We start from the raw sequence: 12,796 nt of genomic DNA, 5'->3' as shown, positions 1-12,796 counted from the left end.
CTGGGCTTCGATGACCTGAAGCAACTCGCTGTCGAAAACTGCGTAACTCTTTGTTTACCAAGGAGTTTTCCGTTTCGACTGCGCCGGAAGTGGGGCGAATTATAGACTTCCAGAATCTGCCGTCAACCCTTAATTACGCCTTTCTTGCAGAAGGTGTCTTTTTAGCCGTTAAACGCGGGATTCGACGCGCTACAGGCGGCAAACGCAGCACTATCAGCAACGCACCTATAGAAGCATAGACAACCCACTCCTTCAGATCCGCGCGAACGATCCACAACATATGCAGCAACCCGAGCCCGAGAATCACATAGACCAGTCGATGCAGTTTCTTCCAACGAGCCCCCAAACGCCGCTGACTATATCGATTGGACGTGACAGCCAACGCCAGCAAACAGAGAAAGCCCAACGTCCCGACAATAATGTAAGGCCGCTTGCGCAACTCCACGCCCAACTGCGACCAGTCAAACCCTAGGATGAACGCCGTATACCCACTCAAATGCAGCGCGACATAGGCGAAGCACCACAATCCCAGCTGTCGCCGGACAGCAATCCACCCCGCCCAACCGCTCAGCTTTTGCAAAGGCGTCATGCTTAACGTAATGAGCAGGAGGACAAGGGTGCCCAGCCCCAGGCGATCAACCAGGACTTTGCCCGGGTCAGGCCCGAGCACATCCGCCCAGGCTTGATACAACCAAAGAAGTGGCCAGACCGCGATAGATATAAAGACAAACACCCGCCAAACCGCAAAACGCATCAGTAGTTCTTCCGCAAATCGAGTCCTGTATATAGAGAGGCGACTTCATCCGAGTAACCGTTGAACATCTGTGTATCCCGCACATTGGGCTTGAACAGACCACTCGGTAAACGCCGTTCCCGAGCCTGGGTCCAACGGGGGTGATCGACCGTAGGATTCACATTCGCATAAAAACCATACTCATCCGAAGCAATGCTCTGCCAGGTCGTCTTCGGCTGTTCGCTGACCAGACTGATGCGCACAATGGATTTAACACTCTTGAAGCCGTACTTCCACGGCACCACCAACCGCAAAGGCGCCCCGTTCTGATTCGGCAACTCTCGCCCATACATGCCCACCGCAAGAATTGCCAACGGGTTCATTGCCTCATCCAGACGCAACCCCTCTACATAAGGCCATTCAATCAAGGCGAAACCGGAACGCTGTCCGGGCATGGTTTTGGGATCCTGCAGGGTTTCGAAGCGAATGTATTTGGCGTTGGAGGTGGGCTCGACTTGATTGAGCAACGCCGAGAGAGGAAAGCCAATCCAGGGAATCACCATCGACCACGCCTCTACGCAGCGAAGACGATAGATCCGCTCCTCCAACTGGTAAGGCTTCATGAAGTCTTCCAGTGCGTATCGCCCCGGCTTGCCCACTTCCCCGTCCACCACCACGCTCCACGGCTCGGTTTTCAACGCGCCAGCATTGGCCGCGGGATCACCTTTATCCGTACCGAACTCGTAAAAGTTGTTGTAGTGGGTGGCATCTTTGAACGGCGTGATCGCCTCATCCTTGACGTTGACCGCGCCCCATTTAGTAGAGGGCAGCTTTTCGGCGAACCAGGATGGCGCCTTACCGGGCTCGACATCGGCATAACGTGCAACCTCGTCAGCATTGGCCCAGCGAGGAAGACCGCCCACAGCCAAACCGGCCACGGCAGCACCGAGTACATTACGACGGGATAGATAGAAAGATTCAGGCGTAATGTCCGACTCATGGCAGTCGGACGTTTTGGGGACTTTGATCAGCATGGCTACTCCGCAGCATTGGAGAACAGATGCACCAACAGACTGCGGAGTATGAGGGAAATTACATCACTCGGCGTTTTTGTGCCGACGAAGACGCAACAGATACTGAACCGGGCCCGAGGCTGCATAGCCGAGGAACACCAGCAACAGAATGCGCGGCGGATCACTGAAGACCACGGCAAACACCAGCACGACGGCCAGGATCGCTACAAAAGGAACGCGCCCTTTCAAGTCCAGCTCTTTAAAGCTGTTGTACTTGATGTTGCTGACCATCAGCATGCCGGCCGCCGCTACCATCAACGCCACCAGGAACGACATCTTGGAGCCCTGGATGCCGTAATCACTGAACGCCCAGACAATCCCCGCGACCACACCGGCAGCCGCCGGACTCGCCAGGCCAATGAAGTAGCGTTTGTCCGCAGTACCAACTTGAGTGTTGAACCGCGCCAGGCGCAACGCCGCGCCCGCGACATAGATGAAGGCAACCATCCAGCCGACCTTGCCCATGTCACCCAACGCCCAACCGAACGCCAGCAACGCCGGCGCCACACCAAAGGCAACCATGTCCGACAGCGAGTCGTACTCGGCACCGAAGGCACTCTGGGTATTGGTCATGCGCGCAACGCGGCCGTCGAGACCGTCAAGCACCATGGCCACGAAAATGGCGATGGCAGCAAACGCAAAGTACTTGCTCGCACCGACCGAGTCACCGGCGCTCAAGGCTGCCTGGGCACTCATCGAGTTGATGATGGAATAGAACCCTGCGAACAGGTTCGCAGTAGTGAACAGATTCGGCAGAAGATAGATACCACGATGCCGGACTTTACGACCTTCAGCGTCATGCCCTTCTTCGATGTGCTCATCGATGGGCAGCAGACTTTCGGCGTCAGGAGCCTGGTTTGGCTCTTCGGGACGTTCGCTCATGGACATTACCTTGCAACAGGGTGGAAAGTTTCGACAGGTGTCTGGGACGACGGTTCGGCCGCAAACGATGCAGCTTTATACCAGAACCGGCGATCCAAACGAAAAAACGCGGCCTAGGCCGCGTTTTCCGTACAAGACAGCGACTTAGTTTTTGGCTTTGTCGACGATCTTGTTGGCACCGATCCACGGCATCATGGAGCGCAGTTGCTCGCCGATGATTTCGATACCGTGAGCGGCGTTGTTACGACGCTTGGCGGTCATCGAAGGATAGCCGGTCGCGCCTTCGCTGATGAACATCTTGGCGTATTCGCCGTCCTGAATACGTTTCAGGGCGTTGCGCATAGCCTGACGGGATTCGGCGTTGATGACTTCCGGGCCGGTCACGTACTCGCCGTATTCAGCGTTGTTGGAGATCGAGTAGTTCATGTTGGCGATGCCGCCTTCGTACATGAGGTCAACGATCAGCTTCAGTTCGTGCAGGCATTCGAAGTAGGCCATTTCCGGCGCGTAGCCAGCTTCAACCAGGGTTTCGAAACCGGCTTTTACCAGCTCAACGGTACCACCACACAGAACGGCTTGTTCGCCGAACAGGTCGGTTTCGGTCTCGTCCTTGAAGGTGGTTTCGATGATGCCGGTACGACCGCCACCAACGCCAGCAGCGTAGGACAGTGCAACGTTCTTGGCGTTGCCCGACGCATCCTGGTAGATAGCGATCAGGTCAGGGATACCGCCGCCTTTGACGAACTCGGAACGCACGGTGTGACCCGGTGCTTTCGGCGCGATCATGATCACGTCGAGGTCGGAACGCGGAACAACCTGGTTGTAGTGGATCGCGAAGCCGTGGGAGAAGGCCAGGGTGGCGCCTTTCTTGATGTTCGGCTCGATTTCGTTCTTGTACAAAGCAGACTGGAACTCGTCCGGGGTCAGGATCATGACCAGGTCGGCAGCAGCAACAGCGGAAGCAACGTCAGTCACTTTCAGGCCGTGGGCTTCGGCCTTGGCAACAGTGGCCGAACCTTTACGCAGGCCGACGGTAACGTCAACGCCGGAGTCTTTCAGGTTGCACGCTTGAGCGTGACCCTGGGAACCGTAACCGATGATGGCAACTTTCTTGCCCTGGATGATCGACAGGTCGCAGTCTTTTTCGTAATAAACTTTCATGAAATTCCCCTAAATATCCAGGCCGTTCAGGCCATTCGCTAATTTGGTTTAGATGCTGAGTACTTTGTCGCCGCGAGCAATACCGGTTACGCCGCTACGGACGGTTTCCAGGATCGACGCAGTGCCGATGGACTGAATGAAGCTGTCGAGCTTGTCGCTGGTACCGGTCAGTTGAACGGTATACACGCTGGCGCTGACATCGACGATCTGCCCACGGTAAATATCGGTAGTGCGCTTGATCTCGGCGCGCTGGGCGCCGGTTGCCTTGACCTTGACCAGCATCAGTTCGCGCTCGATATGAGCACTCTCCGACAGGTCGACCAATTTGACCACTTCGATCAGCTTGTTCAGGTTCTTGGTGATCTGCTCGATCACTTCGTCATGACCAACAGTGGTCAACGTCAGTCGCGACAGAGTCGGGTCTTCGGTCGGGGCCACGGTCAGGCTTTCGATGTTGTAGTTGCGCTGCGAGAACAGGCCGACTACGCGAGACAGAGCGCCGGGTTCGTTTTCCAGAAGCAAGGAAATAATGTGCCGCATGATTAAGTACGCTCCGTCTTGCTCAGCCACATATCGCGCATGGAGCCGTCTTTGATCTGCATCGGGTAGACGTGCTCGCTGGTGTCGACCGAAACATCGATGATCACCAGACGATCCTTCATGGCGAACGCCTCTTCCATCTTCGTCTTCAAATCTTTCGATTCGGTGATGCGCACGCCGACGTGACCATAGGCCTCTGCCAACTTGACGAAATCAGGCAACGATTCCATGTAGGAATGCGAGTGACGGCTGCCGTAGCTCATGTCTTGCCACTGGCGAACCATCCCCAGAACACCGTTGTTCAGGATGACAATTTTCACCGGCAAGCCATATTGCAGACAGGTGGACAGTTCCTGGATGTTCATCTGGATGCTGCCCTCACCCGTTACGCAGACGACGTCGGCATCCGGGAAGCTCAACTTGATGCCCATGGCCGCCGGAAAACCGAAGCCCATGGTGCCCAGGCCGCCGGAGTTGATCCAACGGTTCGGCTTGTTGAACCTGTAGTACTGCGCGGCGAACATCTGGTGCTGGCCCACGTCCGATGCGACATAGGCATCGCCCTTGGTCACTTCGCACAGGGTTTCGATCACGGTCTGCGGCTTGATGACGCTGCCGTCGCCCTTGTCGTAAGGGAACAGGCCGCGATCACCGCGCCACTCATCCACCTGCTTCCACCAACTGGCCACGGACTCCTTGTTCGGGGTCTCGCCGATTTCCTTGAGGATCGCGACCATTTCGGTCAGGACACTTTCCACCGGACCGACGATAGGCACGTCGGCCTTGATGGTCTTGGAAATCGAAGCCGGGTCGATGTCGATGTGGATGATCTTGGCATTCGGGCAGAACTTCGCCGGGCCGTTGATCACGCGGTCATCGAAACGCGCACCGACGGCGAGGATCACGTCCGCATGGTGCATCGCCAGGTTGGCGGTGTAGCTGCCGTGCATGCCGAGCATGCCGATGAACTGACGGTCGGTGCCAGGGTAGGCACCCAGGCCCATCAGGGTATTAGTCACTGGCAGGTTGAGCATCTTCGCCAATTCGGTCAGCGTCGCGGAGCCACCACCGAGGATCACGCCGCCGCCGGCGTACATCACCGGACGCTTGGCCGCCAGGAGCATTTCGGCTGCCTTGCGGATTTGCCCGGAGTGACCGCGAACGGCCGGGCTGTAGGAACGCAGCTTGGCTTTTTTCGGGAAGACGTATTCGAACCTCTCGGCCGGGTTGGTCATGTCTTTCGGGATATCGACCACGACCGGGCCCGGACGACCGGATTGCGCCAGGTAGAACGCTTTCTTCATGACTTCCGGGATTTCCGAAGCGTGCTTGATCATGAAGCTGTGCTTCACGATCGGCCGGGAGATACCGATCATGTCGGTTTCCTGGAACGCGTCGGTACCTACCATGGTGCTAGGCACCTGGCCGGAAATGACCACCATTGGAATGGAGTCCATATAGGCGGTGGCGATCCCGGTAATGGCGTTTGTTGCGCCAGGACCGGAAGTCACCAGTACCACGCCGGCTTTACCGGTGGCACGGGCATAGCCGTCAGCCATATGGGTCGCCGCTTGTTCGTGACGAACCAGGATGTGGGTCACTTCCGGTTCTTTGAACAGGGCATCGTAGACATGAAGAAGAGCACCACCCGGGTACCCGTAGATATATTTGACGCCTTCGTCACGCAAAAAGCGGACGAGCATCTCACCGCCAGATAAAAGCTCCACGTTGTTCACCTCTAAAACGCCAGAATACCGTCCACTCACAAGAGGACGGGTCTTAATAGGTTTACTTCTCGGCAGAGCATGAGCGACGGTGGTCGCCGACTACGTCAGCACTGACTGAGCAAGTATTGGGATCGTCCCAAGTGTTGCGGGCCTTTCCCACCCAGCGCGAGGTAACGCGTTGCGGGTGTAACAGGTCGGCGCGGGTATGCGCCTCATGATCTACCGAGTGGGTCTGCTTCTGGCAGTCCCTCTACAGCGGACTTTGGATTCTTCTGTTTCGTCCCCTGCAAGTCAAGTCGTCTATGTGCTTTATTGTGAGTAAGCACATGAGAACGCAAGAAAAAACCCGTAAACCGCGTGTGTGTTAGCTTCAATTGCGCAACTTTTGACAAGGAAATGGCATGCGTACCTTCTTCTTCACCGCCGGTCTGCTGATCGTCCTGAGCCCTTTGTGCATGGCCGCGCAGATTTACAAGTGGGTCGACGCCCAGGGCGTGACTCACTTCGATGCCCAGCCGCCCCAAGACCAGCAAGCGACCACCGTGGTGACGCCCGCCCCGTCCACCGGCAAATCGCCCGCACCGCAACGCAGCAATGTGCTGGGTGATCAACAGGCCATCGATAAGAACGTGAAAAAGCAGGTCGCCGAGCAGCAGGCCCAGCTCAAGGTGTTCTGTGAGCAGGCACGAACCAACCTTGCCCAACTGCAGAACAATCCGCGACTACGGGAAGAAATTGACGGTGAGATGCGCCGCCTGACTGACCAGACGCGTCAGGAGCGCATGACCGAAGCACAGAAACAAATCGCCGATAACTGCCAATAGAAACCTGTAGGAGCGAAGCTTGCTCGCGAAGGCGGCATAACATCCAACAAATGTGCTGAATGTTATGCCGCCTTCGCGAGCAAGCTTCGCGCCTACACGGGGACGGTGTCAGCGGGAGGCGGTGATCAGCAGGTCGAACTCTTTGAGCAAGACCTGAAGCTGCCGATCCTTGCCCTGGACATTGCGCGCGGCGAAGACCATCTCGGCCATCTCCTGAATGCCCGACGCATTGGGCAAAGGCAGATCCTGTTCGAGGATCGCCTTCATGCGCGGCAGGAAGATCCATTGCAGCCATTGCTCGAAGTCCAGGGTGTCGACCGAAAACGGCTCGACACTGGACAACGCTTCAGCACTCGGCGAAACCTCGTCCCACCAGCCCTGAATCCGCAGCTCACGCTCGATCAGCAGCAACTGCTCGGCAATCTTCGGGAAACGTGCATCCATCACAGCGAAACCTTGGCCTTCTGACGGGCCAGTGCGGCGCCGGTGGAGTCGCCCTGTTTCTCACGAGCCTGAGCGATCAGTTCCCACAGGCTGGCTTGAAGGTCCGGACGGCCATTGGCGAACGTCAGACCACGCCGGGCAAACTGCTCGGCCTGCGGCGCGTCGCCTTGGGCCATGCGCACCTGCGCCAGGCGATAAAGCACTTGCGGCTCACGGGGTGCAACACGCTGGGCACGCTCCAGGCTCGAAGACGCGCCGTTAAGGTCGCCACCGGCCTGTTGCTGTTGCGCGGTGGTCAGCAACGCCAACACGGGACCATCCAGTTGCTCGTCGGCAGACAAACCACCGCCGGTACTGGCGGATGGAATCCCGGTCGGCGCCGACGGCATGCTGTAGCTGCCTTGATTGATCGGCGCGGACTGGACCGGCGACGTATCAATCGGACCCGGGGTAATCGGGCCAGGCGTGATCGGCGAAGTGCTGATCGGTGCCGAGCTCACGGCGCCACCACCTGGCACCATCACTACCACGCCGGTATCACCTTGCGGGATCGCCTGAGGCTGGCCTTGTGCAGGACGTTTCACAGTCGTCTGGCGGAAACCGCCATTCGCCTGAATCCGTTCACTGTTCGACACCGCGCTGCCGGAATCCACAACCGGGATCGAACCGCGCTGTACGGAGGAACAACCGCTGAGCAAAGCTACGGCGGTAACCGCTGGAATCAACCACTTGTTCACGTGAAACCCTCTTTGCTTAATTCATCCAGCCCTTGACCCAATCCATCACCGTTTCGCCGGAAGCAGGGGTTTCCCCACCGCAAGCGGCGCCGGGAGGCGGTTCGCTGCCGCGAATATACGGCATCTGCACCGCACCTGGGCAGTTGGCGTCAGAGCCTTGCCCGGTGCGCGAATCAACCCAGGCCTGGACGATGTTGTCCGGCTGCGGCATGTCCAACGGCAGCGGGTCAGCCTTGCGCATGAAACTGGTCCAGACCTGCAACGCGCCGGTGGCACCGGTGAACGGTGTCTTGCCGTTATCGTCGCGCCCCAGCCAGACCACCGCCAGCAAATCCTGGCTGAAACCGGCGAACCAGCTGTCACGGGAATCGTTACTGGTCCCGGTCTTGCCCGCCAGCGTCAGGGTTTTCGGCAGCACGTTGTAGACCGAGCTGCCGGTACCTTCACGCATGACCCGCTGCATCGCGCTCTGGATCAGGAAAATCGACGCCGGATCGAACCGCTGCTGAATCTGGAACGGATAACGCTTCAGTGGCTCGCCCTCGGCCGTCAGCACGCTGCGAATCCCGCGCATCGGCGTATTGAAACCGCCATTGGCCAGGGTCTGGTACATAGTCGCCACTTCCATCGGCGTCAGGCCACCCGCCCCCAACAGCATCGACGGAAACGCCGGAAACTCACGAGTCACGCCCAGCCGCGCCAGGGTCTTGAGGACATTCGGCACGCCCAGTTCCAGACCGAGACGCGCCGTCGACAAGTTGTAGGAATGCGCCAGCCCTTGATACAGGAACACCGTGCCATGGGAGCGGCGATCATAGTTCTGCGGTTTCCAGACCTGACCATCCGCGCCCTTCACCGAGAAGGATTCGTCCGACAACCAACTGGTCAAGCTGTACTGGCTTGGCTTCTCAAGCGCGGTCAGGTACACCGCCGGCTTGATCAACGAGCCGATCGGCCGCACTGCGTCCAGCGCCCGGTTGAAACCGGCAAAACTCGCCTGACGACTGCCGATCATGGCCTGGACTTCGCCGGTTTCCGGGTTGGTCACGACCATGGCCGCTTCGACGTCATCCGAACCCTTGCGTCCGGCCAGGCGTTTAAAAGTGTCGTTGACCGACGCTTCGGCTTTCATCTGCAGGATCGGGTCGAAACTGGTGAAGATCCGCAGGCCTTCTTCGGTCAAGTCTTCGTCGCGATAGTCTTCGCGCAGCTGACGTTTAACCAGATCGATAAAGCCCGGGAACGAGCTGTCAGCCAGTTTGCCGCGAGTGGTCACGCCCAACGGCATGGCCTTCGCCGCAGCAACTTGCTCGGCCGTCGCAACGCCTTGTTGCTCAAGTACGTCGAGCACCAGGTTGCGCCGTTCCAGCGCACGCTCAGGATTGCGGCGCGGGTTGTAATAGGACGGCCCCTTGACCATGCCCACCAGCAAGGCGACTTGATGCAGTTTCAGTTCGGACAACGGCTGGCCGAAGAAGAACTGACTGGCCAGACCAAACCCGTGCACGGCGCGCTGGCCATCCTGACCGACGAATACTTCATTGAGGTAAGCCTCAAGAATTTCCCGTTTGTCGTAATGCAGTTCCAGCAACATCGCCATCATGGCTTCGGTGAGCTTGCGGGTCAGGCTGCGTTCGCTGGTCAGGTAGAAGTTCTTGACCAATTGTTGCGTCAGCGTACTGCCACCCTGGGTCATCTTGCCGCCAGAGGTGTTGACGTAGACGGCCCGGGCAATCGACTTCGGCGATACGCCCCAGTGGTGATAGAAGTCCCGGTCTTCAACGGCAACCAGGGTTTCCAGCAGGTACGGCGGAACCTGATCGATCTTGATCAGGATGCGGTCTTCGAGGTTTTTCGGGTAAATCCCGCCGATCATCAGCGGCTCAAGGCGCACCACGGACAGCTTCGAACCGTTGGTCGCCGAGAGTTCGGCCACATAGTCGCCGGAGAACCGAACCCGCACGGGCTGGGGCTTCTCCATGCCTTCATAGAACTGGAAGCCGCGGGTATTCAGGTCGACGGTATTGCCGTTGACCGCCGCAGCGCCGGGGCCGTTGCTCACGGCTTCGCGTCGATAGCCCAAGGCATCGAGTTCGGTGAGGAAGTCGTCCTTGCTCAGCTTCTGGCCGGTAAACAGCTCAAGCGGGCGGGCGTACACCTTGGCCGGAATGGTCCAGCGCTTGCCGGAGAACTTCTCCTGGACAATCGCGTCGAGGTAAACCGCGAACCCGGCGAGCACGACGAGGCCGACCAGGCTGAGTTTAATGGCCCAGCTCAACCACGGGCTAAGGCCCTTGGAAGGTGGTTTTTTTTTGCTGCGAGGGGATCGAGTACGAGTCATGGCGGCGGATTATACGCACTTTATTCATACTCAACAGGCGCTCGCCGAGGTTTGCGTCAGCCGGACTTGCGGCCATAATGGCGGCCGTGAATTTTCCCCAGACTCTGAAGGATCGCCTGTGAGCCAGTCCCTGATCGCCGCCCTGCAAAACCCGGCCCTCTACCCGCATTCCGTCGAAGGGTTCCAGGTTATCGAGACCCATATCTCCTGGGTCATCCTCACGGGTCCCTTTGCTTATAAAGTGAAGAAACCGGTGAATTTCGGCTTCCTCGACTTCACCAGCCTCGATGCGCGTGAACATTTCTGCGGCGAAGAGCTGCGCCTGAACCAGCGTCTGACTAACGATTTGTATCTGGAAGTGTTGCCGATCACTGGCAGCGCCGAAGCGCCACAACTGGGCGGTGACGGCCCGGTCGTCGATTTCGCCCTGAAAATGCGCCAGTTCCCGCAAAGCCAGTTGCTCAGCACCCTGCAAGCCAACGGTGAACTGACCACTGCGCACATCGATGAGATGGCCGCGCAAATCGCGCAATTCCACCTCACCGCGCCGAAAGTACCGGCCGAACACGAAGCCGGCACCCCGGACGCCGTGATGGCACCAGTGCGCCAAAACTTCGAGCAGATTCGTCCGTTCCTCAGCGACAAGGCCGACCTGCTGCAACTCGACGCCCTGCAAGCCTGGGCCGAAAGCAGCTTCGAACGCCTGAAGCCGCTGTTTGCCCAACGCAAGACTGAAGGCTTCATCCGCGAATGCCATGGTGACATTCACCTGGGCAACGCCACCGTGATCGACGACAAGGTCGTGATCTTCGACTGCATCGAATTCAACGAGCCGTTCCGCTTCACCGACGTCTATGCCGACACTGGCTTCCTGGCGATGGACTTGGAAGATCGCGGCCTGAAAAGCCTGGCGCGCCGTTTTATCAGTCAATACCTGGAACTGACCGGCGATTACCAGGGCCTTGAGCTGCTGAACTTCTATAAAGCCTACCGCGCATTGGTTCGCGCCAAGGTCAGCCTGTTCAGCATGCCGGCCGAGGCCGATCCAGTGCAGCGCGCCACCACGCTGCGCCAGTACCGCAACTACGCCAACCTGGCGGAAAGCTACAGCACCATTCCTTCGCGTTTCCTGGCCATCACCCACGGTGTTTCCGCGGTCGGCAAGAGCCGCGTGGCCATGCGTCTGGTGGAAGCACTGGGCGCCGTGCGCCTGCGCTCGGATGTGGAACGCAAACGCCTGTTCGGCGAGCAAACCGTGCAGAACGATCCCCATGCCGGCATCTATAGCGCTGACGCCAGCGCTGCGACCTACACCCGCCTGCATGACATCGCCTCGGTAATCCTGCGCGCCGGTTTCCCGGTGGTGATCGATGCCACCTATCTCAAGCGTGACCAGCGTGACGGCGCGGCGAAAATTGCCGAAGCCACCGGTGCACCATTCCTGATTCTGGACTGCAATGCGCCGCAAGCCGTGATCGAAACCTGGCTGGCCCTGCGTCAGGCAGATAAAACGGATCCGTCCGACGCCAACCTGGCCGTTATCGCCGACCAGCAAGCCAGTCGCGAAGCGCTGACGCCCGCCGAGATTCTCTGCAGCAAGCGCGTTCAGACCAATGAAAGCGGGACCCTCGACACGGTTGTGGCGCAGATTCGCCAACGCATGCCAGGCCTGTAAGAAACTATTTCAGCCGTGGAGCCTTCGCCGGCTTCACGGCTGTCAAATAGTGGCACTATACTGGCGTCATAAAACCAACAGGTGATGTGACATGAGCCAGCCGAAACTTCTCGACACCCCGCTTTATGCCTTGCTGCACAAAGATGACATCACAGGTTTCAACAAGGAACGCCCGGTGGACGGCCCGATCGACATGGTCGGTGGCGACTTCCGAGGTCTCGACCTGCGTGAGTTGAATGCCGATGGCGTCGACTTTACCGATGCGTACTTCCGTTCCGCCGACCTGCGCGGTATCGACTTTCGCAATGCGTCCCTGGAAGGTGCGAGCCTGGCCCATGCGCAGATCTCCGGCGCTTACTTTCCGCCAGAGCTGAGTGCCGACGAGATCCTGATGTCGATGAACTTCGGTACACGCCTGCGTTACCGCACCCGCTAAAAACGACCGTCACCTGACAAGTCCAGCGCTCTCGCCTTGCGCTGGACGCCGCGCGTTATCTGCCGTAATCACTGCTTCCCTGCACCTTCTCCTACTGCGTCCGCAGACCATTCTTGCGCGCCAAGCGCTTTCCTCTTAGAAGCTTTTGCCTCGAAACCGACCAAACAATCACGCTTTTCCTACTGATGGCTACACTCCTCAAAGGCTCGCCCACGCACCGTTC

The 12,796-nt window shown here is 58.5% G+C and carries 12 protein-coding genes; 3 read left to right on the top strand and 9 right to left on the bottom strand.

Going from position 1 to position 12,796, the window contains the following annotated elements; translation table 11 throughout:
* Positions 1–133 precede the first annotated feature (133 nt).
* The 6 genes from msrQ to FQ192_RS25870 all read right to left on the bottom strand — a co-directional run bounded on the left by msrQ (position 134) and on the right by FQ192_RS25870 (position 6,116).
* Positions 134–754, bottom strand: a complete 621-nt coding sequence (gene msrQ, locus FQ192_RS25895; RefSeq protein WP_149661085.1) for a protein-methionine-sulfoxide reductase heme-binding subunit MsrQ — start codon at positions 752–754, stop codon at positions 134–136.
* Positions 754–1,767, bottom strand: a complete 1,014-nt coding sequence (msrP, locus tag FQ192_RS25890) for a protein-methionine-sulfoxide reductase catalytic subunit MsrP (protein WP_149661084.1) — start codon at positions 1,765–1,767, stop codon at positions 754–756. The genes msrQ and msrP overlap by 1 nt, the downstream gene beginning before the upstream one ends.
* A 63-nt stretch (positions 1,768–1,830) precedes the next feature.
* Positions 1,831–2,688 carry a CDP-diacylglycerol--serine O-phosphatidyltransferase gene (gene pssA, locus FQ192_RS25885; RefSeq protein ID WP_133837741.1) on the bottom strand — a complete coding sequence of 286 codons (858 nt, stop codon included), beginning with the start codon at positions 2,686–2,688 and terminating at the stop codon, positions 1,831–1,833.
* A gap of 144 nt (positions 2,689–2,832) precedes the next feature.
* Complete coding sequence (ilvC, locus tag FQ192_RS25880) at positions 2,833–3,849, bottom strand: ketol-acid reductoisomerase (RefSeq protein WP_123404988.1); 1,017 nt, start codon at positions 3,847–3,849, stop codon at positions 2,833–2,835.
* A 48-nt stretch (positions 3,850–3,897) separates the two neighbouring features.
* Complete coding sequence (ilvN, locus tag FQ192_RS25875; protein WP_003176102.1) at positions 3,898–4,389, bottom strand: acetolactate synthase small subunit; 492 nt, start codon at positions 4,387–4,389, stop codon at positions 3,898–3,900.
* Positions 4,390–4,391: 2 nt separating this feature from the next.
* The gene (locus tag FQ192_RS25870) at positions 4,392–6,116 is read right to left on the bottom strand and encodes an acetolactate synthase 3 large subunit (RefSeq protein ID WP_149661083.1); all 1,725 of its coding nucleotides are present in this window, start codon (positions 6,114–6,116) and stop codon (positions 4,392–4,394) included.
* A gap of 401 nt (positions 6,117–6,517) precedes the next feature.
* Here FQ192_RS25870 and FQ192_RS25865 point away from each other — a divergent pair, with 401 nt between their 5' ends.
* Positions 6,518–6,940, top strand: a complete 423-nt coding sequence (locus FQ192_RS25865; RefSeq protein ID WP_149661082.1) for a DUF4124 domain-containing protein — start codon at positions 6,518–6,520, stop codon at positions 6,938–6,940.
* A gap of 108 nt (positions 6,941–7,048) precedes the next feature.
* Here the strand turns inward: FQ192_RS25865 and FQ192_RS25860 are convergent, their stop codons facing one another.
* From FQ192_RS25860 to mrcB, 3 genes are read right to left on the bottom strand one after another with little or no spacing between them, the layout of a single operon-like run.
* Complete coding sequence (locus tag FQ192_RS25860) at positions 7,049–7,384, bottom strand: YqcC family protein (RefSeq protein WP_149418325.1); 336 nt, start codon at positions 7,382–7,384, stop codon at positions 7,049–7,051.
* A complete protein-coding gene (locus FQ192_RS25855) occupies positions 7,384–8,121 on the bottom strand; it encodes a tetratricopeptide repeat protein (protein ID WP_149661081.1) in 738 nt (245 codons plus the stop codon). Before FQ192_RS25855 ends, FQ192_RS25860 begins: the two co-directional genes overlap by 1 nt.
* 16 nt (positions 8,122–8,137) lie before the next feature.
* Positions 8,138–10,462: a penicillin-binding protein 1B gene (gene mrcB / locus FQ192_RS25850; RefSeq protein WP_149661080.1), complete on the bottom strand. Its 2,325-nt coding sequence runs from the start codon at positions 10,460–10,462 to the stop codon at positions 8,138–8,140.
* A 118-nt stretch (positions 10,463–10,580) separates the two neighbouring features.
* Between mrcB and FQ192_RS25845 the strand changes: the two genes are divergently transcribed.
* Both FQ192_RS25845 and FQ192_RS25840 read left to right on the top strand, forming a co-directional pair.
* Complete coding sequence (locus FQ192_RS25845; RefSeq protein WP_149661079.1) at positions 10,581–12,137, top strand: bifunctional aminoglycoside phosphotransferase/ATP-binding protein; 1,557 nt, start codon at positions 10,581–10,583, stop codon at positions 12,135–12,137.
* A gap of 91 nt (positions 12,138–12,228) precedes the next feature.
* Positions 12,229–12,573: a pentapeptide repeat-containing protein gene (locus FQ192_RS25840; RefSeq protein ID WP_149661078.1), complete on the top strand. Its 345-nt coding sequence runs from the start codon at positions 12,229–12,231 to the stop codon at positions 12,571–12,573.
* The last annotated feature ends 223 nt before the right edge of the window (positions 12,574–12,796 follow it).

Source organism: Pseudomonas sp. ANT_J12, from assembly GCF_008370045.1.
Classification (GTDB): domain Bacteria; phylum Pseudomonadota; class Gammaproteobacteria; order Pseudomonadales; family Pseudomonadaceae; genus Aquipseudomonas.
Note: the sequence above shows the minus strand (reverse complement) of the source record. Positions and strands in the feature narration are given on the sequence as shown.